The organism is Photorhabdus bodei, from assembly GCF_003287735.1.
Lineage (GTDB): Bacteria > Pseudomonadota > Gammaproteobacteria > Enterobacterales > Enterobacteriaceae > Photorhabdus > Photorhabdus kayaii.
On record NZ_NSCM01000017.1, the window covers coordinates 1 to 25,698 of the forward strand.

At 46.3% G+C, this 25,698-nt stretch carries 23 protein-coding genes; 6 read left to right on the plus strand and 17 right to left on the minus strand.

The window, feature by feature from the left end; translation table 11 throughout:
• The 15 genes from CKY02_RS11775 to tssB all read right to left on the minus strand — a co-directional run.
• Window positions 1-1,240: type VI secretion protein IcmF/TssM N-terminal domain-containing protein (locus tag CKY02_RS11775; protein ID WP_275658215.1), on the minus strand; the 1,240-nt coding region annotated here is incomplete at its 3' end.
• Window positions 1,237-1,533 (minus strand): type VI secretion system domain-containing protein, encoded by a 297-nt coding sequence (locus tag CKY02_RS11780; RefSeq protein ID WP_420899234.1) that lies wholly within the window; start codon window positions 1,531-1,533, stop codon window positions 1,237-1,239. The genes CKY02_RS11775 and CKY02_RS11780, both read right to left, overlap by 4 nt.
• Window positions 1,534-1,650: 117 nt before the next feature.
• A complete protein-coding gene (gene tssA / locus CKY02_RS11785) occupies window positions 1,651-3,084 on the minus strand; it encodes a type VI secretion system protein TssA (RefSeq protein WP_112895433.1) in 1,434 nt (477 codons plus the stop codon).
• Between the two features lie 5 nt (window positions 3,085-3,089).
• A complete protein-coding gene (vasI, locus tag CKY02_RS11790; protein ID WP_110086461.1) occupies window positions 3,090-3,737 on the minus strand; it encodes a type VI secretion system-associated protein VasI in 648 nt (215 codons plus the stop codon).
• Entirely contained in the window at window positions 3,734-4,534 is an 801-nt protein-coding gene (locus CKY02_RS11795; protein WP_040149045.1) for a helix-turn-helix domain-containing protein, read from the minus strand. Before CKY02_RS11795 ends, vasI begins: the two co-directional genes overlap by 4 nt.
• A complete protein-coding gene (gene tssH, locus CKY02_RS11800; RefSeq protein ID WP_112895434.1) occupies window positions 4,531-7,161 on the minus strand; it encodes a type VI secretion system ATPase TssH in 2,631 nt (876 codons plus the stop codon). The genes CKY02_RS11795 and tssH overlap by 4 nt, the downstream gene beginning before the upstream one ends.
• An 11-nt stretch (window positions 7,162-7,172) precedes the next feature.
• The gene (gene icmH / locus CKY02_RS11805) at window positions 7,173-7,943 is read right to left on the minus strand and encodes a type IVB secretion system protein IcmH/DotU (protein ID WP_036813425.1); all 771 of its coding nucleotides are present in this window, start codon (window positions 7,941-7,943) and stop codon (window positions 7,173-7,175) included.
• On the minus strand, window positions 7,943-9,295 hold the full coding sequence (tssK, locus tag CKY02_RS11810; protein ID WP_112895435.1) for a type VI secretion system baseplate subunit TssK: 1,353 nt from the start codon (window positions 9,293-9,295) through the stop codon (window positions 7,943-7,945). Before tssK ends, icmH begins: the two co-directional genes overlap by 1 nt.
• 2 nt (window positions 9,296-9,297) lie before the next feature.
• Window positions 9,298-9,864 carry a type VI secretion system lipoprotein TssJ gene (gene tssJ / locus CKY02_RS11815; RefSeq protein WP_052105895.1) on the minus strand — a complete coding sequence of 189 codons (567 nt, stop codon included), beginning with the start codon at window positions 9,862-9,864 and terminating at the stop codon, window positions 9,298-9,300.
• Window positions 9,864-11,150 (minus strand): type VI secretion system-associated FHA domain protein TagH, encoded by a 1,287-nt coding sequence (gene tagH / locus CKY02_RS11820; RefSeq protein WP_112895436.1) that lies wholly within the window; start codon window positions 11,148-11,150, stop codon window positions 9,864-9,866. The genes tssJ and tagH overlap by 1 nt, the downstream gene beginning before the upstream one ends.
• A gap of 5 nt (window positions 11,151-11,155) precedes the next feature.
• On the minus strand, window positions 11,156-12,205 hold the full coding sequence (tssG, locus tag CKY02_RS11825; protein WP_112895437.1) for a type VI secretion system baseplate subunit TssG: 1,050 nt from the start codon (window positions 12,203-12,205) through the stop codon (window positions 11,156-11,158).
• Window positions 12,169-14,022, minus strand: a complete 1,854-nt coding sequence (gene tssF, locus CKY02_RS11830; protein WP_112895438.1) for a type VI secretion system baseplate subunit TssF — start codon at window positions 14,020-14,022, stop codon at window positions 12,169-12,171. The genes tssG and tssF overlap by 37 nt, the downstream gene beginning before the upstream one ends.
• A 1-nt stretch (window position 14,023) precedes the next feature.
• Window positions 14,024-14,464: a type VI secretion system baseplate subunit TssE gene (gene tssE / locus CKY02_RS11835; RefSeq protein ID WP_112895439.1), complete on the minus strand. Its 441-nt coding sequence runs from the start codon at window positions 14,462-14,464 to the stop codon at window positions 14,024-14,026.
• Window positions 14,465-14,470: 6 nt separating this feature from the next.
• Window positions 14,471-15,949, minus strand: coding sequence for a type VI secretion system contractile sheath large subunit (gene tssC, locus CKY02_RS11840; protein WP_112895440.1), 1,479 nt, complete (start codon window positions 15,947-15,949; stop codon window positions 14,471-14,473).
• 23 nt (window positions 15,950-15,972) lie between these two features.
• Window positions 15,973-16,470 carry a type VI secretion system contractile sheath small subunit gene (gene tssB / locus CKY02_RS11845; protein ID WP_112878151.1) on the minus strand — a complete coding sequence of 166 codons (498 nt, stop codon included), beginning with the start codon at window positions 16,468-16,470 and terminating at the stop codon, window positions 15,973-15,975.
• 934 nt (window positions 16,471-17,404) lie between these two features.
• Here tssB and CKY02_RS11850 point away from each other — a divergent pair.
• The 4 genes from CKY02_RS11850 (at window position 17,405) to CKY02_RS11865 (ending at window position 22,562) form a co-directional block, all read left to right on the plus strand.
• On the plus strand, window positions 17,405-17,923 hold the full coding sequence (locus CKY02_RS11850; RefSeq protein ID WP_112878150.1) for an Hcp family type VI secretion system effector: 519 nt from the start codon (window positions 17,405-17,407) through the stop codon (window positions 17,921-17,923).
• 640 nt (window positions 17,924-18,563) lie between these two features.
• Entirely contained in the window at window positions 18,564-19,406 is an 843-nt protein-coding gene (locus CKY02_RS11855) for a 23S rRNA (adenine(2030)-N(6))-methyltransferase RlmJ (protein ID WP_112878149.1), read from the plus strand.
• A gap of 110 nt (window positions 19,407-19,516) precedes the next feature.
• Window positions 19,517-20,869, plus strand: coding sequence for a glutathione-disulfide reductase (gorA, locus tag CKY02_RS11860; RefSeq protein ID WP_112895441.1), 1,353 nt, complete (start codon window positions 19,517-19,519; stop codon window positions 20,867-20,869).
• 301 nt (window positions 20,870-21,170) lie between these two features.
• Complete coding sequence (locus CKY02_RS11865) at window positions 21,171-22,562, plus strand: amidohydrolase family protein (RefSeq protein ID WP_112895442.1); 1,392 nt, start codon at window positions 21,171-21,173, stop codon at window positions 22,560-22,562.
• A gap of 106 nt (window positions 22,563-22,668) precedes the next feature.
• Here CKY02_RS11865 and mobB read toward each other — a convergent pair whose 3' ends face one another.
• Window positions 22,669-23,187, minus strand: a complete 519-nt coding sequence (gene mobB, locus CKY02_RS11870) for a molybdopterin-guanine dinucleotide biosynthesis protein MobB (RefSeq protein ID WP_112895443.1) — start codon at window positions 23,185-23,187, stop codon at window positions 22,669-22,671.
• Window positions 23,184-23,774 carry a molybdenum cofactor guanylyltransferase MobA gene (gene mobA, locus CKY02_RS11875; RefSeq protein WP_193493124.1) on the minus strand — a complete coding sequence of 197 codons (591 nt, stop codon included), beginning with the start codon at window positions 23,772-23,774 and terminating at the stop codon, window positions 23,184-23,186. Before mobA ends, mobB begins: the two co-directional genes overlap by 4 nt.
• A 219-nt stretch (window positions 23,775-23,993) precedes the next feature.
• On the opposite strand from mobA, the gene CKY02_RS11880 reads away from it, so the two are divergent.
• Window positions 23,994-24,986 carry a serine/threonine protein kinase gene (locus CKY02_RS11880; RefSeq protein WP_112895444.1) on the plus strand — a complete coding sequence of 331 codons (993 nt, stop codon included), beginning with the start codon at window positions 23,994-23,996 and terminating at the stop codon, window positions 24,984-24,986.
• 20 nt (window positions 24,987-25,006) lie between these two features.
• Window positions 25,007-25,630 carry a thiol:disulfide interchange protein DsbA gene (gene dsbA, locus CKY02_RS11885; RefSeq protein ID WP_112895445.1) on the plus strand — a complete coding sequence of 208 codons (624 nt, stop codon included), beginning with the start codon at window positions 25,007-25,009 and terminating at the stop codon, window positions 25,628-25,630.
• Window positions 25,631-25,698 lie beyond the last annotated feature (68 nt).

Sequence of the window (25,698 nt, forward strand, 5' to 3'; positions counted from 1 at the left end):
CCTGCGGCCCGAGGTGATACTGCGCCGCGGCGGACTGGGTAAACAGGTCATCCATCTGGCCGATTTGTTTAGACGAGGTGAGATAAACCCCCCGCAGGCCGGGCTGTGCCGGACCGCCGTTGTAAAGGAGCCCCTCCAGCAGCGGTACCAGCGCGCTGTGCAGCCCCTGTATCTGGCGGGTGAAGCTGAACAGGGGGCTGCGCTGACTGATATCCACTTTATTGAGCATCATGTCCGGCATGGCCGCGTTGAGTTGCTGCATCCACTGGCGCCAGAACTGGGCCAGCTCAGCGCGCCAGCTGTGCTCATCCTGCGCGTTCAGGCTGAACGTGACGCCCAGGATCTGGGCGCGCTGCGATCTGTCCAGCGACTGGAAGGCGGCGCTGAAACCGTGCAGCCGGTCGAGTTTGGTCAGCACCAGATAGAAAGGCAGATGGTTATGCAGGGTTAACCGCAGATCCTGCAGGCGCAGGTGAAGCGCGGCAATAACCCGTTCCCGCTGTTCTTTGTTGTCGGTCAGTAAGCGGTGAATATCCACCGTCAGGATGATGCCGTTGAGCGGCTGGCGCTGACGGTTTTCGGTCAGCCAGGCGAGCAGGGCCTGCCATAAGCGGCCAGGCAGTTGAGGCTTGGGGGTGTCCGGCGGCGATAGCTGGTCGATAAGGAACCCGTCCGGATCAATGATGACGGCCTTTTCCCCCAGCCAGCAGCGCAGATGCAGGGGCAGCGCCTCTTCCCCGGTCAGGGTGTCCGGCGCGGCAATGTCAGTCAGCCGGCAACCTTCCTGAATCAGTGAGGTTTTGCCGCTGCCGGTGTTGCCCATCACCAGGTACCAGGGGCGCTGGTAGAGATAATCCCGGGTCCCCAGATGGCGTTGCAGCCGGGCTTTCCAGTGATGGAGATAACTGTCCTGACGGGTGATGTCAGCCTGCGCCGGATCGACGGCTTTCAGTTCCACCTCCAGCCTGAGCTTTTCAAGCTGGCGCAGGCGGCGCCAGATTTTTATCCCGACAACGCTCAGGGCCAGCAGGAGGATGATGACCGTCGCCAGCCAGCGGGCAGACAGGGTTTCCAGCGGGCGGGTCTGTTTAAACTGCCAGCCGGGTCCCCACCACCACAGCCAGATAAGGGCAATACAGGGCAGGAGGGCCAGTATCAGCGAGGCGGCGGCTTTCAGTGGCGGCAGACGCGGCATCGCCGGTTTTTTGATATTTTTCAGCAGTAGAGAAAGCCAGTTCATGGGTTAACGCTCCTGTTTGCAGTCGTCCCCTTTGCGGGGGCGGTGTTGGCGGCTTTTTCTGCCAGTGCCGCCAGCAGGCCGGGTTCCCAGTCGGCGAGTGACAGGTGTTGTCCTGCCTGTAGCAGCTGTCGGTAATGTTGTTGTGCCAGCGCGCTCATGCCTGCCTGTTCCAGTAACTGTGCCGTCAGCAGCTGACCGTAGAACTGATCCCGGGGTTCGGTCAGCTGTTGCTGATAGTGCTCTGCGGCGTTGAGGGCGGCTTCCAGGCCGTGTTGCTGAAAACAGTGCCAGATGGCGTCCTGTTCCTGNACAGGGCAGGAGGGCCAGTATCAGCGAGGCGGTGGCTTTCAGTGGCGGCAGACGCGACATCGCCGGTTTTTTGATATTTTTCAGCAGTAGAGAAAGCCAGTTCATGGGTTAACGCTCCTGTTTGCAGTCGTCCCCTTTGCGGGGGCGGTGTTGGCGGCTTTTTCTGCCAGTGCCGCCAGCAGGCCGGGTTCCCAGTCGGCGAGTGACAGGTGTTGTCCTGCCTGTAGCAGCTGTCGGTAATGTTGTTGTGCCAGCGCGCTCATGCCTGCCTGTTCCAGTAACTGTGCCGTCAGCAGCTGACCGTAAAACTGATCCCGGGGTTCGGTCAGGTGTTGCTGATAGTGCTCTGCGGCGTTGAGGGCGGCTTCCAGGCCGTGTTGCTGAAAACAGTGCCAGATGGCGTCCTGTTCCTGCGTGGTGCCGTGGCTGACGGTGGCGGTTGCCGGAGGATGCAGCCAGTTCAGCGTGGCGTCTGAGATAAAGGGGCTCATATCAGAGAAAGCCAGGTTTTGCAGGACCGGCAGGCGGTCAAGAAAGGCCCGGAGTTCATCGCGGATAGCGTCAGCGACAGGGCGGTAACCCAGTTTTTCGGCCACCTGCGCCGCGATAGCGTGCCCGTCAAGCCAGTAAGGGGCCAGTGTCAGACTCTGTTCTATCTGTTGCAGCAGGGATTTGTCCGCCGCCGGGAGTTTCGTCAGATAATCTGCGGTGCGGTCTGCCGACGTCGGTGCCAGCGGTGTTTTGCCTGTGCCATTCGCCATCGGTGCCGTGGTCAGGGTGTGCCAGATCGCATAACGACGCAGACGGTAACCCACAGGGGAATCTGGCTGGCGTTCGCATAGCAGGTCGGCCACGGTCAGGAGCGTCTGTTTCCAGGCTTTTTCACCGGAACTGTCTACGGTGACATCCGGTATGGGTATGGATGCCAGTGTTGAAGTGTTTGCAGATTGTGCCGTCGTTTCTGTCGATTCAACAGGCGCGGCTACCGGTTTTGGCTCAGGTTTACGGGCATAACGGGGACGCAACTGGTCAATCTCTTTAGCCAGTGCCGGTTCATCGGTATGCCAGCATTGTGCCAGATGAGCCAGTGCGCCCTGTGCCTCTTCGCGCTGAGTTTCATCAGCCTGTTCGCAGAAGCCGGGTTGCGCGGAGACAAAACGTTTAATCACCTGTTGTGCCAGGCGGCGCTTGAGCAGCGGTTTTTGTGGCCAGGCTGTCTGCCAGTAATGCTGGATGTAATCGGCTAACAGCTCCATTGCCAGGATGAGTTCAGGGGGATTACTGCCGTGTTGCAGTGTCCGCAGTAAATGAACCATCAGCCTGAAATCTTTGCTTTTTTCGCTAAACAGTTGCAGCGCCTGACGCTGGATCTCTTCAATATTGATGCTGGAATGGGCCAGTGATCCCAGCTTAACCATCTCTCCATCGATATATTCCCAGGCGGGTTCGTTTTCATCCAGCTCCCGGCTGATAAGTTCATCCGACAGGGGTGTCAGCAGGAGGCCCTGCCAGTCAAATTGTTTCCTGATATCCATTGGGATCACCAGCGACAGGCGGAGCGTAAAGGTTTCACCGCCTGTTCCAGTTGAGAAATGTTGAATGTCATTCGGTTTCCGTTGCCGGTTTTGATGGTCAGGGTTTTTCCTGTCATCAGTCGTTTTAGTTCTTCAATGCCCGGTAATCCACGGCTGGATTCCAGCAGGTAGCCGTTTTCACGCAAGAACCAGTCAGCACTGAATTGGGTGATTTCTGTCGAAATCATTACAGTGCCACTATCTTGTGGTTTAGCCAGGGCAATTTGTATTCGGGTAATGCTATCGATACAACTCAGCATCAGTACTGGCCGTGGTGGTGGAACACCAATTGCGGGTGTGGTCAGTATGACGCGAGTCGGTATGCTTTCAGATTGGGTGGTGATAAAGCCGGTTGAATGGTCAGTTCGTTTCATCTCCTGTTCCATTGCCTGTCGCCAAACAGGGCCAGTTTTTTCTAACGGGATAACGGCAATATTATCGACTTTATCCAATAGACGGTCGTAGCAATCGAGTCTAACCAACGGCGACGGTTCTGCCCGGCATTGCAGTAAAGCGGGTAGTGAAGGCGCTGTTGGGGTTTCCTGATCTGGCTGAATATCGGGTTTGCCTGTCAGAGAGGCGATTAGTGAACTGACCAGTAACAGAAAACTCATAATTTACACCTGTATTTCGCCAGTTTGTAAGTCAGTGTACGTGGTGCGATACCTAAGCTTTCGGCAATCTGTTTGGTGTTATTGCCGTAAATATGTTGGCGTTGTATCAGTACTGCGCATTCGAACTCTTCGAGTGCCTGAGATAAGTCGTCGATTTTGCTGTAATCGTGGGAGACGCTGGCTGATGTTTTGTTTTCTGCTGTGGTACTTAACGAAGCCAGCAATTCATCAAGCTGTTTTTCTTTCTGGCGTTGTGTCTGAAAAACCTGGCGGATCTGGCGTAATTGTTCACGCAGTTGTTCCAGTTCCTGTAATTTTTTCAATCGGTGTTGCATGACGAGGCAGTAGATGTAAAACATGTTGCTATCGTCAGCAAAACGACGAACATCTTTGGCGAAAACAGCAATCACGCCACACGCTTGCCCGTTGCAATTAAACAACGGGATAGCATGTAGGCCGCAGCGATTAGGGAGTTCTTCGACGAAAATGCGAAAGTTTCGATTGTCTATTCGTACTCCCTGATTGAGTGATTCCCAGGTCGTAGGGGTACCTTTGTACAGGATTTGTATCAGTGGATGGTTAATATCACCGATATTGACATCCAGTTGTAGCGCGCTTATTTGGTTTGGCGCCGGCAGCCGGTAGCATTCCAGACGGTTTTCATTCACGTTAAGCAGAGAGACCAGCAAGGCGTCAAAACGCTGGCGTTGGTGATTCACTTGAAGAAAGTGGTGAACCAGTTGCTCGATAGAGTCATTTTCCAATAACGCTAATGCGCTTTTCAGCCGTTGTTTCATGGTATCTCCTCAACCACCGCATTGAATTGATGGTCGTTAACAGTTAGCTGGATATTGCTGATCTGCTTTCCGGCAGCCATTTTTTGCAACAACAGCAGAGATAATGGTGGCAACAAAGCGCCATCAATGATCGATTCCAGCATGCGTGCGCCATTTTCAGCACGGGTTGCCCGTTGCAGTATCTCTTCAACTACGTCATCACTCAGGGTGACTTCGGCGTTGAAGCGTTGACGCAACAGGTTATCGAGGCGTGCCAGTTTGCCCTGAATAATGGTTTTCAGGGTGTCTTGTCCCAATGGTAGATAAGGAACTACTTCCATTCGCGCCAGTAATGCGGGTTTGAAGAAGGCCGCCAGTTCAGGATAAAGCAGGTCATTCATCTCTTCCGGTTTATCGGCGTTATCGACGATAGTTTGATAGCCCAAGTTGGAAGTTAAAAAGAAGACCACGTTTTTACAGTCAATCACTCGGCCTTCCCCATCGGCCAACTCACCTTTGTCGAAAGCCTGGTAGAACAGGTTCAGTACATCAGGATGGGCTTTTTCCACTTCATCAAGCAGAACGACGGAATAAGGTTTCTGGCGAATAGCTTCGGTGAGTACACCTCCTTCCCCATATCCAACATAGCCCGGAGGTGAACCAATCAGGCGGGAAACGGTATGTTTTTCCTGAAATTCCGACATATTGATAGTGGTCAGATATTGACGTCCGCCAAACATCAATTCTGCAATCTGTAAAACGGTTTCGGTTTTACCGACGCCACTTGGTCCTACCAGCAAGAAAGCGCCCAATGGACGACCGGGACGGCGCAGGTCCGCCCTGGCAGTCAACAAATGTTGATGCAGGCATTTAATAGCGAGATCTTGTCCTTTGATGCTGTGTCCCAAATGAGTTGGAAGTTCAGTCACGACGGAGAGTTCACTTTGTGACAGGCGATTAAGTGGTACGCCAGTCCATTCAGCGATAACCGTCGCAATCTGGTTCTTATCCACATGAGGAGAAACGAGCGTTTGTTGTTGCTGTAATTGTTCCAACTGTTCATTGAGTTCAGCCAATTGTGCAATCAACTCGTTAGTTGTTATCTCGGCCGATGTTTCGTTGGTTATTTCTGTTTCGTCGGTTAATAGCTGACGGCGTAGTTCAATAATTTGTTGAACCAATTGCTGCTGTTGTTGCCAACTGGCTTCCAGTTCAACCAATTTCTCCGTGGTTTCCTGCTGTTGTTGCTGTAATTCATCCAGCCTATCAATATGCTGGTTTAGCCCCATGCGCTGTTCCCTCGTCAGCACGTCTGATTCCATTTGCTGCTGATGCAGTTGGTTTTTCAGGGCGGAAATTTGGCGCGGAGGTGCGGTCAGGTTGATGGCAACGCGAGCGCAGGCGGTATCCAGTACATCAATGGCTTTGTCCGGTAACTGGCGCCCGGAGAGGTAGCGGTCGCTTAATACCGCAGAGGCTTTTAGCGCTTCATCATCGATTAATACACCATGAGATTGTTCATAGATTGCCCGCAGGCCACGTATAATAATGATGGCTTCTTCCGCGGTCGGTTCGGCCACTTTAACTAGTTGAAAACGACGGGAGAGGGCAGCGTCTTTTTCGAAGTATTTTTTGTATTCGCCCCAAGTGGTCGCAGCAATGGTTTTCAATTCGCCACGTGCCAAAGCGGGTTTTAGCAGGTTGGAGATATCCAGTCCGCCTTGTTGATTACCTGCGCCAATCAGGGTATGAGCTTCATCGATGAACAGAATAATCGGTACGGATGACTGATTTATTTCGTTCATGATGCCTTTGAAACGTTTTTCAAATTCACCTTTTACCGCCGCACCCGCTTGTAATGCGCCCAGATCCAGCGTCATCAATTCACTGTTACGCAGTTTTTCCGGTACTCGGTTGTCGATAATGCGCAGGGCCAACCCTTCAATGAGCGCACTTTTACCGACGCCCGCTTCACCCACCACAATCGGGTTATTTTTACGGCGACGGCAGAGAATATCGATCATTAGGTCGATTTCTCTGTCACGGCATAGAACAGGATCGAGTTTTCCCTGACGAGCTTGTTCCGTCATATTTTGAGTAAAACGGGCGAGCAGGCTGTCACTACTGGCGGCAGCTTTGCCTTGTCCGTTTTGATCGTTTTCCACAATTGGTTGTTCGGCAGAGCCCGCTGTCCATTGGGCAAAATTCTGGCGTAACAATTCGCGGTTTATTCCCGATAAAAGACGTGCGGATTGTGGCGTCAGGTAACGTAATGGGCTGAACAGCAAGGTCATCAGCATGACGCCGCTGCGTAATTCCTGATGCTGCATCTCAGTCGATGCTAACAGCCAGCTATCTTGTAACCACTCCACCAGCATTGGAGAGAAGCTAGGATAAGCCTGAACCATTGCTTGATGGTGAGGGATCATCTGATCAAGTTGTTCTTTCAGCAGGTCGCTATCCACTTCTGCTTGATTGAAGATCGCTCTGACGTCACTGAGAGGGGTGTTGATCATTTGCAGCAATAGCTGAGAAACCGTGATCTCAGGTTGCTGTTGGCTGACACATTGCGTTGCCGCCGCTTCCAGAGCGTGCCGAGTCATCGGATTTAAGCGATTAACTAATGTAGGTAGATCAATCTGAATCATCGGTTTCTTTCCTAGCTCAGTAAGTTATTTAGTTGTTGTAAGATGTTCTGGGTTTGGTTGTGCAGACGGATAGCGTAGAAGCTATAAACGATAGCGAGCAGAGTAATACCGCTCCAGAACAGATGTTTAATAGTCAGACGCTTACCCAAGCGATAGCGATCATTACGCTCATTGGCGTTATTGTGGAGAATGATGGGGGGTGCTTCGCCCCGCAGCGCGTGCAGTTGTTGGTGTAATCGACGGAATAAACGTTCAAAGTCATCACTTTTCTGCGAAGCAACTTTATAGCGACCACGATAACCGAGGCAAAAACAGAGATAAATAAACTCCAGCAGATGTTGATAGCGCTGTGGTTCACCCATCAAACGATCTAACAATTGAAAGACTTTTTCACCACCCCAAGTTTCGTTGTGGAATCGAACCAGTAGTGATTGTTGTAACCACTCATTCTTGCTATTCCAACCATGACCCAATGCGGTTTCATCAATGAAGGTACAGAGCGTATAGCGAAAAGAGATAATTGCGCCTGGCTCATAGCCTTTGGTTTGTAGAAGTTGTTCGATTGCCTGAATATCAGTAACGACCTGTTGATAAAGCTGGTCCGGCAGCGGTTGTTCGCCCATGTCTTTTAGACGCATGACCATGCCGAGCAGCGGTGTAGCGGCATCGATCATCGGGTTTAGGCTTTCTCCGCGTAGCGGTAACTGATACTGAAAATGCACAGTATTATCAGTGACTTCCTGCGTCGGAATAGGATTGTCATTTATGGTTTCAGTTTTCATTAATCAATCCCGTTACTGACTGCCCAGAGTTGCATATCTAATCCAGGGAATTCTCCTGAAACGTGGAAAGCGATGGAGTTGCCCTTCAAAATCTCTTGCCATGCCGGACCTTGTTGATCAAAACAGAAATAGGTGTAGCCGACGTGATAAGGCAATTGACGTGGAGCGGCGGAAAGCGCCTCTATAGCGACCCCGGGTAACTGGACGCTGACCATTTCGCGGATTTTTTCCTGCGATGCAACTTTGATCTGCTGAACGAACTGTCGGCGTAACTGCTCCTGTGGAATCTGCGCACGAACGGCCAAGATGAGAGCTGCTTTGTGTAATAGATCGGGATCATGGATAGTTGCTACCCGGAAACCATTCCCCTGAATCTGTAGCGGTAGGGCGACTGCTCGTGGCATCAGAACGACATTCATTTCCCGGCGCATGTGACGCATGAGGTTCAGGAATGTGTCAGTCAGATTGCTATGATCATAATTTGGTATATTGCCGACCAAACGGGATTTATCCGTAAATGTTTTCAATTCAGCCCAAGTTTGGAGAACTTGGGTGAAGAAGTCCTGAGGGTGAAGAAGAGCTTGCTTAGAATAATGGGTAAACCAGGGATGAACTCGGTTAAGTAACTGGAGCATCATAAATTCAGACACATCAGCAACGCCTTGCTGACCAGGTGAACCAATCTGCTTCGCAAGAGTTTGAGCTCGTTCCGTTAGTGTATTTTCTATTTCACCCATATAGCGTTGCAGTTTTTCGGACACTTTGACAGCAGTACAAGTTGGGATGAAATCCTCATCAAGAGCGAGGGCTGCACCTTTAACCCCCTCTTTTATCCGGCATAGTGGCAGCAGGGAAAAAGCACTGAGGTCTTCTGATCCCTGTTTCAAAATCGGTGTCAGTTGTGCCAGAGTGACGGGGCTGACATCACCATCATCCGTATGCAAGTCACGGATATTATTTATATGTGCACGGTAACGTACAGCCCCAGCATGCCTGGATTCAGGATGGGAGATTTCATTAAAGGTATCGTTAGTTATGGGGAGTGCCAGGTAGATATTTTTGCTGCCAGGCCCGTTAATATCGATCACATTAAGCGGTTGGGGAGTGGCATCCTGATGGGGAATCGAGAATATAGTGCCATCCGGCATAATACCGCTGGCTTCGGTAATACTGATACGCCCAAGAGCAAGAAGATCTTTGTCGATAGTCAGGGAACTGAAACCGTAATAGTGTTCGATAAAGGTTGTCAGGCGGCTATGAGCCAGATAGTCATTATGTTTTTGTTGTTGCTGAAAGTGTTGTGGCTTGATGAATAATCCTTCGCGCCAAATCACCCGATTTTTACCTGACATAATTATTGCTCCTCTTTTCTAAGTTCAACTTCGTTCGCTCTGATATGCACCAGAATGTGGTATTGCTGTCCTGTGTCTTTCACTCGGATGACCTTTTTCCATTCGGATTGATTAATATCGGCATAGCGAACGATAACGCCGATGTAACGGCTATTTTTTTCCAGCGGGATGACTGGCAGTGGTTTGTACTGCCCCGGCAATAAGGTGTAATCCTGATGGTCGATATAATTTTTCCCCAGCGCTTTATCCAGTTTGTCACTCGCCAGTTGGTCATAATCAGCGGCAAGTAGACGGGAATCTTCACTGAGATAGAGCAGATGCATTTCAACCGGAGTGGCTTCTCCATTTTTATTGGGGTTAATATCAGGTTCTGCCAGCAAAGTGATCGCGACGGTGGAAGGTAAATTCGCAGGTTGACCAACAGGAGTTGATGGATCCCAGACTACCTGTCCGACTTTCTTCGTTGCCTGCCATGCACTGCTACAGCCGCTTAATATCAGTGCTGCCAGCAATACAAACCATACGGTATAACTACCGGACCATGAGGTATTACCGCCGGAGCGCTTCATTACTGGCTATCCTCTAAACCTTGACGCAGAGCACGGTCATAAGCTTGCTCATAGACTTCACCGAACAGTTTTTCGAACCCTTGTTGGCGGCTGGAAGCCAGTTCACGGTAGTAACTGGTGTACATTTCCCATGCCCAGGTTGCATTTTTTTCCTGTATCTCATTGCTGCGGCGGTACTGGGCAAAACGACTCAGTAGGTGTTCCGGTGAGAAAGCATCTAGCATGGTGTTCAAGGCGGCAGTGATCGCAATCCGGTTAGCCTGATAGTGCAATTGCAGGTTATGTAAGCTTTCAGCGACAGCGGAAGGAGCAGAGAGATGTACTGGGCTTTTTTGATCCGCAAACATCACCTGCATAGTGGTGTTGTAGTCCATGTTCAGCCGTAGCGGATTATCTTCGATAGGGCGCAATTGTTTATCGCGCAGCCCATGCTGTGTACGTTGCAGTACCAGTAGACCTTCAATTGCCGCTTTCATGGTCTTACCCATTTCTTCCAGAAAGTCATTAGCCTGTTGGCTATTATGCAAAGGCAATTGTGTGTTCAACCCTCTCATCAGTGGGGTGATAGCAACATGTTGCTGTTCCATGTCCTGGTACTCTTCACTTAAAGGTGAAGAGATATTCGGTAAATCAACAAAATCCCGATCCATAGCATTGCCTCTGTTATCCGAGAGGGGAGAGAAGAATAATGGAGCTTGGTAATGGCCTTGTTGCAGACTTCGGTCTATCTCGTTACTCACTGGTGTTTGGTCCAGTGTGGTCAGATTTTCGCTATCGAGAACCTTGAGTGGATCGTGGCTAAAATTGTGTTTAATCGTGGGCGCTAAAGAACCATGATCGGTGAACGCGGTATCCTGAACGGGATCTTTTTCCATCATTGCGTCCAGTGGATTGCTATAGCTGGAAACCAGTGATTCCGGTGATACTGTCATTGGATCAGTACGATCTGCATCGGAAAAACTGATATAGCTTTTGATCACCAGTTTACCAATGGTAATTTCATCCGCTTGTTGCAGGCGGATGAAACCGGCGCCAGAAGTCAGGGGTGACTGATTCACAAACAGGGGACCCGCGATCATTTGCAGGCAGAATGCGCCATCACGCCACTGGATAGTAAATTGTGAAGGATTGATATTGCCTTGCAGATCCTGAATGGACCAAATATGGCTCTCACTGCTGCCGACAGTGCCACCTTGAGTGGAGAATAGGCAACTGGCAGATTTACCGCTCTCCAGTTGATCACTATTGAGTACTCGTAATGAAAGGGTTGGCTGTTGTTTTTCCATCGTCTTTATCCACTCACTGAAATCGTGATAAAAGGTTTCTTTTCCGGCTCGCCGAGAAAGCTGGTCCACCCCAGGTTATTGTTTAATTTTGTGCCAAGCACCATGCCGCCTGCTTGGTTTTCAGCCAAGCCAAGACGCAGATCCCAAGCTAATTGATCACGCAGGACAAAACAGATAAACATCACCAATGGTAGGAAATTTTTGCCGTCGGGAAGAAATGACAGGAAATGTTCACGGGATAGATCGTTGATGCATAACATAAACTTACTATTGTAGTTTTTTACCCATGATCCGATGGTGAAGTTTTCACCTAATACGGACATTTCCGTATTTTTCTGACCATCTATTGTCAGCGTTTCACCCAAACGGTTTTGTTGTGATGAGGGAATGGCGACTTTCCGTAATTGCCAGCCATGAACAGTAACATCTGGCAAATCAAAGCAATGTGAAACCAGGCTGCATATCACTTCTGGTGATCGGCCCGGGTTAGCTAACAGACCTGCATAGGCTAGCATTTTGCTATGGTTGATTTTTAAATGAGTACGGTTCACACGACTGCCAAGTCCTACTAGAGAGAACATACGCTGAGAAAAATCATCCTGCCCATTCTTGTCGAAACAGATGTAATAGCGATATTTCCGCCAGATCTGATGGAGCATAACGATTGAACGGTGATTGAAAACATTCAAAAAGTCTGTCAGTCGGTTTTCATCCTGGGCGTCTTCCCATGCCAGCGAATCAAGGTAGTAACCAGGCATGGGAGACTGGCTACCATGTAGCCCAAGGAAAGAGACTTCTACATGAAAACGACCTTGTTTGGTACGTTTTACAGAAACAATATCTCTAGTTGGAAAAGCCAGGCTGGCACTGGATGTAAAACAGATTGCTTCACGGTCAGGACGATTAGTTTGCCCAGTTTTTTCCCACGCTACCGCCAATTGGTTGAGTAATTCGACCAATTGATAAAAATCGTATTTTGATACATCCAACGAGCGTTTTGCTGACGAGTTGTTATCTGTTACATCAACGGATGTTGACCTATTTGTACCGGCCATTGATAGCATTCCTGATTATCTAGATTGATCACCTTCAACATGTGGAAGGAGTTAATGCTGGCATATAACGCAAGAAAGCGTGACAGTATGGTGCCGAACATATAGAGCTCTCCTTCAGAACAGAAAGCCTGTTGCCGGATATACAATGTTGATTCCGAACCACGTACCGGGAGACCTTTAAATAGTCGGTCTATTTGCCTCGTTTCGATCCGTTCAATGGCATCTAGCCGTTTTTGGGATGATCGTGAGGATTGTCGGTTATATCGGCTGGGGAGATCGTAAGTACTCAGTACCTCCTTTAATGCGTCTTTGTTCAATAGTGTCATATAGTTCAGTGACATATTGGAAATAAGCTCCCAGTGATACTTGCCGCTCATCAGTGGGTAAAGTGGAACGGATGGGCGGGTTATGTTATGAAATGGCGCAAATGAAGGGCTTCCCGCTGAGGTGTAATTAATATCACCTACCCGGAGTTGCAGGGGTAATTCGCGGTTAGTACAAGTTAGTCGGATAGAGATACTTTCACTACGCTCCAATTCCAGCAGCAATGACGCATCGCCACGTACGAAAGAGATATAGTGTTCAAGCCCGTTACGAAAGGGCGATTCTTTAACCTTAATACGGAAATAGCGCGTATTGAGTTCGCTTTCATGTTCGATCTGATGATGAAAGCTTTCAAATGGCACATAGATCCGTTCCACCCCTCGGCTGCGGTCAAATGTACCGTCATTATTGGTCAGATAGCTTTCCACTTTATCCACGGAGAAAATATCATAGCGATTAGGATGGCTATAGCTGGTTCTTAATGGATATTCGTCCTGACTACCATCCAATTGAATAACTTCACTATCCATTGGAAAGAGATTGATTGCCGGAACGCAATGCAACCGAAAAGTATCTTGGCGAATTTTGATTTCTGGTGGCAGTGCTTCTGAGAAATAGAGATCCAGCGTGAAATCTTGGGCTTTAAGATCCGCCGGTAATTTAGGGATGCCAGTAACATCGAAAAATAGAAAACCTTCGGAAAAACAGAAGTACTCTTGTAAGACGCGATAACCCATGTAAGCATTTTTCGGGTACGGCAATAGGGCGTCTTCCCGATTAAAACCCACTGGAACGAAGTCGAAATTCGGTAATGAAATGGTGGTATCGCCGACGACAAGTTTTGCGTCTTTAAGGTAGTAACTGAGCCAGAAATAGAGTTGTGTGCTGCTGTAATCATCGCCGCTTAGATAAAAACGCAGCTTATCAAGTTGCAGTTCTGGTAAGGTAAGCTCTGTTTTTGAGGTGAAATTTAGACTGATGACACCCTGCTCATTACTATTATTGACTGAAATGCCCCGGATAGACATCGGAAGCAGCCAAACATCACGGCATAAAGTGAAAGTACAGCGATGATTGTCTTGGCCTGTTTTTTGAGTCTTGGTATTGCTTAAGTAATTATCTTCATCCTCATCATTTTCGCTATCATCCGCCAGCGGACGGCTTTTGATTTGAGTTCCACGCGGGATCTGCGTCGCTTGTTTGATGGCATTATCATCAGGTGTATATTGGATAATGGTCATGCTAGGCGTTGGCCGCAGGTAATTGGGCCATAGCATATGCAACAATCCATGAGTGAGTTCAGGGAATTCATCATCAATTTTTGCCCGTAAGTTACCCGCGAGAAAGGCAAATCCTTCTAGTAAACGCTCAACATCCGGGTCAGAGCCTTGTTCAGACAAAAATGAGGCGAGGTGAGGATGTTCAATTGCAGCTTGTCGCCCCAATTGCCTAATGTAATCCAATTCCTCTCTAAAATATTTTTCAAGTGACATTTTATTGAGTCCTCTCTAGGCAATAACGCCGGTTGTTATCCAGTTGAATGTTAAATTCAACAGCGTCATGAATATCATCCAGGGATACCTGCGCGCTGATGTGAAAACGTAACAACAGCGGATCACTCTCATCATGAATTGCACTGACAGTGACTGATGATATTCTTGGTTCATAATTTGTGATGCAATGCACTATTGCTTGCTCAATACTCTGTTTAAAGTCAGTTGCCGTGGTTGTGGCGTCATTGAGATCAATGACGCCAAGATCAGCCGCACTCTGACAAGCACCTGGATGAGTATTGAGAACATGATTCAGGTGCCGTTTTATGGAGTTGAGCAGTTCACGCATTCTTGATTGGCGGGAAGAACCGGAGTTCTTCCCCTGAATACGCTCGAACAAGCTGGCAGAACCTTCTCTATTCCAACTGTATAGCGTAGCCATGACTGATTACTCCTTATCCAAGCGACCTACTAATGACAACTCAAAGCTAGCTCCCATATATTTAAAATGAGGGCGAACTTGCATTGCCACTTGATACCAGCCTGGATCTCCTTCCACATCCAAAACTTGGATTTGGGCAGAACGAAGAGGGCGACGGCTACGGACATCCGTAGGTGGATTTTCCTGATCAGCAATGTACTGTTTCAGCCAGGTGTTCAGTTCACGCTCCAAATCCTGACGCTCTTTCCAGGAACCAATCTGCTCGCGCTGCAACACTTTGATGTAGTGTGCAAGACGGTTGATGATGAACATATAGGGCAATTGAGTACCCAGTTTGTAGTTGGTTTCAGCCATTTTCCCTTCGCGAGTATTTGGGAAAACTTTTGGCTTCTGAACTGAGTTAGCAGAGAAGAATGCCGCGTTGTCACTGCCTTTACGCATTGTCAGGGTGATAAAGCCCTCTTCCGCCAATTCGAATTCACGGCGATCGGTAACCAAAACTTCTGTTGGGATCTTGGCCTGGATCTGTCCCATTGCTTCGAATAGGTGAACCGGCAGATCACTGACAGTCCCCCCGCTTTGTGGTCCGATAATGTTCGGACACCAGCGATATTTGGCGAAGCTGTCAGTCAAACAGGTTGCCAGTAGATAAGCGGTATTACCCCACAGGAAATGTTCGTGATCTTTGCTGACATCTTCCTGATAGTTAAAGTTTTTGATTGGGTTTTCAATGGTTGAATAAGGTAGACGCAACAAGAAGCGCGGTGCAGTCAGACCAAGGTAACGTGCATCCTCCGATTCGCGCAGCGAACGCCATTTAGTGTGTGCCGGACCTTCGAAGACAGATTTCAGATCTTTAATCGCTGGCAACTCGGTGAAGCTGCTGATACCAAAGAAATCAGGTGAAACGGAAGAGAGGAATGGCGCGTGAGCCATTGCGCCAACCGCACTGACGTATTGCATTAGTTTGATATCGGGTGAGCTATTGCTGAATGCATAGTTACCGATGACCGCAGCGACCGGTTCACCACCAAACTGGCCATAACCTGTTGAATAAACATGTTTGTATAAGCCTGACTGAATGATTTCTGGTGAAAATTCGAAATCTTCCAGTAACTCTTCTTTGGTCGCATGGATGATGTTGATTTTGATGTTTTCACGGAAATCTGTGCGATCAACCAGCAATTTCAGCGAACGCCAGGATGATTCCAGTTCTTGGAACTCTTTAGCGTGCATAATTTCATCGACTTGAGTGCTGAGTGTTTTATCAAGCTCAACAATCATTCTATCAACGACAAGCTTGTTGACAGGTTCTTCGCTAGTACCGGTATCCAAAATGCTGCTGATAAAAGCGGCTACACCCTGTTTCGCGATGTGGTAGCCATCATTTTCCGGCGTCATTCTTGCTTGAGACATGATCTCGTCAAGCAAAGAAGTCGTGGACCCTGGGGTTAATGTTGTACTGCTCTCTTCATGCAAGGACATGTTAAAAACTCCTTTTCAGTCAATTACTTTTGATTGACGATTTCAAGCTCTTTTAGAAGTTGTTCGCGGACTTTTTCATCACCCAATAATTCCTGTAGGCGGGTGCGAAATGCCGGAATATTTCCTAGTGGCCCTTTTAGTGCGACGAGCGCCTCACGCAGTTCTAAAAGTTTATTTAATTCAGGCACTTTCTTCGCCACGTTATCGGGTGAAAAATCATTGAGTGATTTTATTTCTAGGTTAACTGGCAGGTCATCTCCGTTATTATCATTAAGACGATTGGGGACACTAAAAGTGAGATTGATATTGGCCTCATTCATCACGGCATTAAAGTTATTCTTGTTCACGGAAACAGCTTGCCGTTCTTCAATTGGCGTATCTTCTTTTGTTCCTTTGAGGTCACCAACGATAAGTAGGTTAAGGGGTAATTCAATTTCGGCGACTTGATCACCGGTATTCGGAACGTATTTGATATTAATTCTTTCTTTCGGCGCTACGCTACCTGAACCATTTTTACTCATATTTGAATCCTTTGGGTAATACAATTAGTCAATTAGGAATTATCTGATAACAATATTGATGAGAGAGCTGACCTTGATACCTACCTATATGTGACGGAGAACATAAAATTCCCCCTGACTAAAAAACGGGAGATTCACTGCATTGAGTTGGATAGTAAGCTGACTTTTATGAGCATATAGATAAATACGGAATTCAGAATATTCTTACTCATCGAGCAATAGCATCAATATAGATGTGCTCTGCAAAGCAGAGTTTCGCATTTTGTTTTTTTATTGTAAAGCTAAAATATATGTAGATATACCTATCTATTTGGCATTTTGATGATTTTGTTTTATTTAGCAATAAGTTACATCTTGGTTCTTTCTTAATCACCCCCTTGTTTGAAGTACTCTATAATAGGTATAGAGCAACATGCGTTTTTTTATATTTATGACATTTTATGATTTTTTGTTTCATTATGTAACAAAGTATTTCTAAGTGTGTTTTTGTTTATATTTTGTAAGTTAAGTTAATAATGGAAATATTATTTCCATTATTAACTAAGTGGAAAAGTTTAATTTTTTGATCCAGTTATCAATTTTTAATTGAACAAAATATTATTTAGACCTAAATCACAAAAATACTTTAATTTCATATAGATACGAAATTATAGCTAACAATAAAACTGTCATTTGTAGTTTGTTATCCCGAAAATAAAGCCAGTAATGGATTTATTATCTTAAAATGGTATTAATTATAATATTTTTATTTGTTAGTGATGATTCAATGATTTTGCAATTTATATTTTATTTTGAAACGAGCGAGTTGGTATTTATTATCCGTTTCAGCGTTCAATACATTTGTCAGTAATTTTTCCCAACATGAAATAATCACTGTTGAAATTAATATGATCGCTACCTTAATGTTGACACAATCTCTATAAAGGATATTTCTATGCCAACTCCATGTTATATTTCCATCACCGGAAAAACACAGGGCAATATTACTGCGGGTTCATTCACTGCTGAATCAGTAGGCAATATTTACGTTCAGGGCCACGAAGATGAAATGCTGGTTCAAGCATTTGATCATGTCGTCACCGTACCAACTGATCCTCAATCAGGTCAGCCTTCAGGTCAGCGTGCTCATAAACCATTCCGTTTTACAGTTGCATTAAATAAATCTGTTCCATTGCTTTATAACGCGTTGGCTTCGGGTGAAATGCTGACGAGTGTAGTATTGAAATGGTATCGCACTTCTGTTGAAGGGAAACAAGAGCATTTCTTCACGACGCAGTTGGAAGATGCCACTATTATCGACATTGATTGCCAAATGCCTCATTGTCAGGACCCAACAAAATCTGAATTTACTCAGCTGGTTCGTGTTTCTCTGTCTTATCGTAAGATTAATTGGGAGCATACAACCGCAGGTACTTCCGGCGCAGATGATTGGCGTGCACCTATTGTTGCTTGATAGGTAATATAATCATTCAGCCAATGAAATATCTCTTCATTGGCTGAAAAGCTTAATTTTTCTTTATTTTAAGTTGAAGATTTTTAATAACTGTCTTCAACTTCTTTCAGCTTTTTTGATTTTTTTTCTTTCTCTCCCTTTCATTTTTTACACGTACTATTTAACGATATTACTTAATGATCTCGATAACATTCAGTCATTTTTTCTGGCTTTTCTTTTGATTATTTTTCCATATAGTGAGTGTTAACATTTTTCAATCTCTGTTCCTGATTGGTGATTTCGTGAACATCAACATAAGATCTTGTATATTTAATTGTTCGTTTAATGTCTTGTTTTTTTAATTGCACAATTTTTGTTGTTTGTAATTACGTAAATACTACTTATGATTTTCAGTGAAAATGTAGATAACATTACTCATTAAATATCACATTAGGTCCGGTCAGAATTTTTCACTTATCCTAAATTTTAATTAATATGACTAAAGAGATCGCCAAGAGTAAAGGTAAGGAGTCTGACATTTTTGTCGCTAATAGGGCTATAATAGGGCCTTACCATCTGTCCCATCTACTGGGATGGGTTTTTAGTTGTCAGGTACTCTATCTGGCAATCAACCTATTCTCTGCTCTGGGGTCTGAAATTAATGCTAAGTTATCGTCACAGTTTTCATGCCGGTAATCATGCTGATGTACTGAAACACACTGTACAAAGCTTGATCATTGAATCTCTTAAAGAAAAAGAGAAACCTTTTCTCTATCTGGATACGCATGCCGGCGCGGGCCGCTATCAACTCAGTAGTGAACATGCTGAACGTACCAGTGAATATCTGGAAGGGATTGCCCGCGTCTGGCAGCGTGAAGATTTACCGCAGGAGTTGAACGCTTATATGAGTGCAGTAGCTGCACTGAATCAGAGTGGCAACTTACGTTACTACCCAGGATCGCCTTTAATCGCCCGCCATTTGTTACGACAGAATGATAAGTTCAATCTGACAGAACTGCATCCGAGTGACTTTCCTCTAATACGTAATGAATTCTCCCGTGATAACCGCGCCAGAGTTGTGCGTGAAGATGGTTATCAGCAATTAAAATCACAATTGCCACCACTGAGTCGCCGCGGATTCATTCTTATTGATCCACCTTATGAACTGAAATCGGATTACCAAGCGGTCGTACAGGCTGTTCAGGAAGGCTATAAACGTTTTGCAACCGGTGTTTATGCATTGTGGTATCCAGTGGTGTTACGCCAGCAAATCAAACGGCTGGTTAAAGAGCTGGAAGCAACTGGCATTCGCCGTATTCTACAAATTGAGTTGGCTGTCCGGCCTGATAGCGATCAGCGAGGCATGACCGCCTCTGGCATGATAGTGATTAACCCACCTTGGAAACTGGAACAGCAGATGAAATCGGTGTTGCCGTGGTTACATCAGGTTCTGGTGCCGGAAGGAATGGGTCACACCTTGGTTAAATGGGTGGTGCCAGAATAGCTTTTAACAATGGCAGCGAGAGCCAAAACCATCACGACTGCTTGATATTTTTTGCCATAATAGGCTTTGGGTATTAACTCCCTTGAATTGATTAGATGGAAACAATCCGGATGAGCAAACATTACGACTATATAGCGATTGGTGGTGGCAGTGGTGGCATAGCATCAATTAACCGTGCGGCTACGTACGGGCAGAAATGTGCCCTAATTGAAGCTAAGGCATTGGGTGGAACGTGTGTCAATGTGGGCTGTGTTCCGAAGAAAGTGATGTGGCATGCGGCGCAAATTGCTGAATCTATCCACCAATATGGGCCAGATTATGGTTTTGATACGACAATCAACCGCTTTAACTGGAAGACACTCATTGCCAGTCGCACTGCTTATATCGATCGTATCCACCAGTCTTATAGGCGTGGCTTGGGTAACAATAAAGTTGATGTGATCCAGGGGTTTGCCCGTTTTGTTGATGCACATACGGTTGAAGTGAATGGTGAAAAAATCACCGCAGATCATATTCTGATTGCGACAGGTGGCCGCCCTGTGCGGCTTGATATACCAGGATCAGAATATGGTATTGATTCTGATGGTTTTTTTGCATTGGAAGAGATGCCAAAGCGGGTTGCGGTTGTTGGCGCAGGTTATATTGCCGTAGAAATTGCTGGTGTATTGCATGCTCTTGGTAGTGAAACCCATCTATTTGTGCGTCAACATGCACCGTTGCGTTCTTTTGATCCGATGATTGTTGAAACACTCTTGGAAGTTATCAATACCGAAGGACCTACTTTGCATACAGAATCGGTGCCAAAATCAGTAAGTAAAAATGCGGATGGTAGCCTGACCTTGCAACTGCAAAATGGCAAAGAACAAACCGTTGATACCCTAATCTGGGCTATTGGCCGTGAGCCCGCAACGGATAATCTGAATTTGTCTGTAGCCGGTGTTGAGTTGAATGAAAAAGGCTACATTAGAGTTGATGAATACCAGAACACGAATGTGAAAGGTATTTATGCAGTAGGTGATAACACCGGTGCAGTGGAATTAACCCCCGTAGCGGTTGCAGCAGGTCGTCGTTTGTCTGAGCGCTTGTTTAACAATAAACCAGAAGAACATCTGGATTACACCAATATTCCAACTGTCGTATTCAGCCATCCGCCTATTGGTACTGTGGGGCTGACGGAACCTCAGGCGAAAGCGCAATTTGGTGAAGAGCAGGTGAAAACTTATCAATCTTCTTTTACTGCGATGTATACCGCTGTCACTCAACATCGCCAGCCGTGCCGGATGAAATTGGTATGTGTCGGGCCGGAAGAGAAGATTGTTGGCATTCATGGTATCGGCTTCGGAATGGATGAAATGCTGCAAGGTTTCGCTGTTGCATTGAAGATGGGGGCAACGAAGAAAGACTTTGATAACACGGTTGCAATTCATCCCACTGCGGCGGAAGAGTTTGTAACGATGCGGTGATATTGTTGAACCCTATCTATAACATTTTTCTAAAGGCCGATTCCATTCGGCCTTTCTCTTATCAGAGATAGGTGTAAGGATTTGTGCACAAACGAATGAAACACACGAGAGCGCATATCGTTTGTTTGGATTTAACATTATACCTGTTCATTACAGGCTGATTGACGTGGTTGGCTAAATGCTACAATCATCTTGTCATTCAATGTCTAATTCTTTAGCAAAAACTGTCGTAATCCCTTGATAGGGTGGGAAGCAGTCACATTCAGTGAGCTTTTTTGAGGATTCAAATAAGGACTTAAATGTGGAAAAAACTCAACAGCAAAGCCGAAGAGCTTTTCTCAGCCAAACGGGTAAATTCACTACCGCTTGTGCGGCGGTCTCCTTGACCGGGGGGATCGTGCAGGCTATACCATCAACCACTGCCGCTAATACATCATTGATGCAGACTACCCTTATTGATAGCCATTACTATCTGAGAGATGTGCTATTGGAGGATGGGTTTGAATATAATGGCGATATTGTGATTGGCACACGTACCGCATTATATACATTGGAAATCAAAGATGGTCGGATCGCTGCAATCCATGCTGCGAGTGTGCTACTAAATACGCATTTGCCATGCTATCAAGCGCAGGGACAGCTGTTGTTGCCTACTTTCCGTGATATGCACATCCATTTAGATAAGACTTTCTACGGTGGTCCGTGGCAGGCACCGTTACCCCGCCAGGGTAAAACCATTATGGATATGATCGCTCAGGAACAAACTCTGATCCCCAAACTACTGCCTACTTCACAGCAACGAGCGGAGGGTTTGATCGCTCTGTTGCAATCCAAGGGCAGTACGGTAGCCCGTAGCCATTGTAATATTGATCCGGTTAGTGGTTTGAAGAGTTTGGAGCATTTGCAGTATGCGTTAGATAATTACCGTGATGATTTCAGTTGTGAAATCGTTGCTTTTCCTCAGCACGGTTTGCTGCACTCCAAAGTGGAGGGACTGATGCGTGAGGCGATGCAAATGGGGGTACAGTATGTTGGTGGGTTGGACCCTACTAGCGTGGATGCTGCGATGGAAAAATCACTGGATACTATGTTCCAGATTGCACTCGATAATAACGCTGGTGTGGATATTCATCTGCATGAGGTAAGCCCAGCGGGTGTTGCTGCTATCAACTATATGATTGATACGGTGGAGAAGATATCCGCTTTGCGTGGTAAGGTCACTATCAGCCACGCCTTCGCCCTGACCACATTGGATGAGGGGAAACTAACAGAAACCGCTTCCCGTTTGGCGGAGCAAAAAATCACGATAGCTTCCACCGTGCCTATTGGTAGCTTGATGATGCCGTTGCCGCAACTCATGGCTAAAGGGGTATTTATTATGACGGGTACTGATAGTGTGGTTGATCATTGGTCGCCGTTTGGCACGGGTGATATGTTGGAAAAGGCGAATTTGTATGCGCAGTTGTACCGTGACTCAGATGAATTTCATCTTTCCCGCGCTATGGCTATTGCTACTGGCGGTGTATTGCCGCTTAATGACCAGGGGCAGCGTATTTGGCCGCGGGTAGGTGATAAGGCGGAATTTGTCTTGGTGGCAGCGAGTTGTTCTGCTGAGGCCGTGGCACGTTTGCCCGCCCGTCAGGCGACGTTCCATCAGGGGCGTTTGGTGGCCGGTGCTGTAATCAGGTCTTGATCCAAAAGAAGTACAATCGGTTAATTATTCCCTTATCCGTAGTTGTTTTTGGTCTTCTGCCTGTGTTTCGGGAGTTTTCACATGACTGGACGCAGGCGGAAGTGACTTAACGCTCCATATTTAGCCATTCGACAATAAAATCAGCCACCTGTTCAGGTTGATTGATATTCAATTGTGGCAAAATAGTCTCCAATTTTTCATCACTGGCAACAGCAATCACATGTTGATCAAGCAGATCGCTTAATCGGTGGTTAAGAGTGTTGCGGTATAGAACGATCTTGTTGATTGGTTCATCTTTAAAACCTTCCACTAGAATCAGATCCAGTGAATTTGGATCAAAACGGCTGGCAAGATAGTTCAAATCTATTTTCATCAAATCTGGCGTTTCTGTCATTAACGCCCAGCGTTGCTGGTTGGCAACCAGAGTTTGCTCTGCACCGGCTTTGCGCAGTTCATAACTGTCTTTGCCCGGTTTATCCACATCCACATCGTGATGGGTGTGTTTTATCAGACCAACCCGGATTTGCCGTTGACGTAATAATGGGATCACTTGTTTGAGCAGCGTGGTTTTTCCTGTTCCGCTATAGGCTGTAATACCCAGTAGCGGAAGCGGTTTGGTACTCATTTTTTGATCTCCTGTATATGCTCCCAATGTCGGCAATCTTCCGGTGTATTCAGATTAGTAAAGACGATGGGATTATCATCAAATTGAACGGCTATCGCTCTGATCTTATGCATAAACAGTATTAATTTGCGATCACCGTTAGCCAAATAATTCTCTAATTGAGAAGTCAGACTGCGGTGTAGTAAAGCGATGGTAGGGTGAGCCCGGTTGCCATCATTTACATAGGCTGCCAATGCTTGCTGTTTTCCCTGCCATAAGCGAATGACTAAATCAGTGGGGAGATCTGGTACATCACAAGGAACAAATATAACCCAATCGTAACTAGCTGATTTTAGGACTGTCAGTATGCCTGAAAGGGGGCCAGAGAAGTCTGGTGTTAAATCTGGAACAATTTGATAACCACTTTGTCGGTAAATATCCAGATTGCGGTTCGCGTTGATAATTAATTCATCTACTTGTGGAAATAGCTTATCCGCAATATGTTGGTACAGTGGTTTTTTATTTAAAAAAATTAACCCTTTATCATTGCCGCCCATACGGGTGGCGCGACCTCCAGCAAGGATCGCGCCGCTTATTTTTGGTTGCATAATGTTCAAGTTATCAACTGAGGTAGTTATTACCACTAATAATAACTTCTTTTCAGCTTGATTATTTGGGTTTAACTGAGCATTTTTAAATAAGCTCACCAGATAACTTGCTGATAAAAGGGTCATCTTTACGCTTATTGACAGAGCAATCCTTTCTCTATGTGGTCATCCCTGTTAATTTGTATAGCCGTTATTACAGATTAATCAAGAGAATAGAATGTGCTAACAAACCAGTCTGCTTTTAATTTCCGGGAATTAACACCGGATTTGATTATGGATGCATTGGTGCAGACCGGGCTGTATGTCGATTCCGGGCTGACAGAGTTAAACAGTTATGAGAACCGTGTTTATCAGTTTATAGATGAAGATCGTAAACGTTATGTTGTGAAGTTTTACCGGCCACTACGTTGGGATCAGCAGCAGATTCAGGAAGAGCATGATTTTGCTTTGGCGCTACAACAAGCTGATTTACCTGTTGCGGCACCTTTGGTATTTAATAAGCAAACTTTACTGACTTTTAAAGATTTCTTTTTTGCTGTTTTTCCAAGCATTGGAGGGCGTCAGTATGAATCCGATAATCTCTTTCAATTAGAAGATGTAGGGCGTTTGCTAGGGAGAATTCATCAGATTGGTCGCCAGCAAAAATTCACTTCTCGTCCAACTATCGGGTTAAATGAGTATCTGCATCAGCCACGACAGGATTTGGCTGCATGTGAGTTGGTTCCTGCGGGACAGAGAAGGCAATTTTTGGCGGTATTGGATGATTTGATAAATGTCGTAGTATCAAATTGGCGCGATGATTGGCAAATATTGAGGCTTCATGGTGACTGCCATCCGGGTAATATCTTGTGGCGTGACGAAGCTTGGTTTGTTGACCTTGATGATGCGCGTAACGGCCCAGCAATTCAGGATTTATGGATGTTGCTTCATGGCTCTCGTCAGGAACAGCTATTGCAGTTAGATACACTGCTGGAAGCCTATAGTGAATTTGCAGATTTTGATCCGAAGGAATTGCCATTGATAGAACCATTGCGTGCTATGCGGATGATCTATTATTTGGCATGGGTTGCTCGACGTTGGCAGGATCCTGCTTTTCCCAAAGCGTTTCCTTGGATGACAGATACCGATTTTTGGTTAAAACAGACGTCACTTTTTTCTGAACAGATTAAGCTGTTGCAGGAATCACCTTTGCAGCTTAACCCGATGTATTAATGTTTATCATGGAGATAGTTATGAAGAAGTTGTGGTTAGCTTTAGTCGGAATGGTTATGGCATTTAGCGTATCTGCCGCCAATTTTACTGAAGGAAAACAGTATGTTGAATTGAAATCGCCGGTAGCGGATCAACCACCGGTGCTAGAATTCTTCTCTTTCTATTGCCCCCACTGTTATCAGTTTGAAGAGATTTTTAAAGTGCCTCAGACGGTGAAACAGCATTTACCGGAAGGGACAAAACTTGTCCGTTATCATGTGGATTTTTTAGGGCCACTGGGTAAAGAATTGACTACTGCCTGGGCTGCGGCAATGGCAATGGGGGTTGAAGACAAAGTAACTCCAGTGCTGTTTGAGGGTATTCAGAAAACACTGGCTATTAAGACTCCGAATGATATTCGCGATGCCTTTATCAAAGCCGGGGTGACGGCTGAGGATTATGATGCTGCCATGAGTAGTTTTGTGGTGAAATCCTTAGTTGTTAAGCAGCAAAAAGCCGCTCAGGATTTGCAACTGCGAGGTGTACCGGCAATGTTTGTTAACGGCAAGTATATGGTGAAAAATGACGGCATTGATGCCTCTTCTGCTGATAACTATGCAAAATCCTATTCAGACGTGGTTAACTTCCTATTAAATCAGAAGTAATACTTCGACATCCTCCCCCACCTTCGCACTCCGTGACTCAGGAGGGGGGATTCCCTTAGAAAATACAG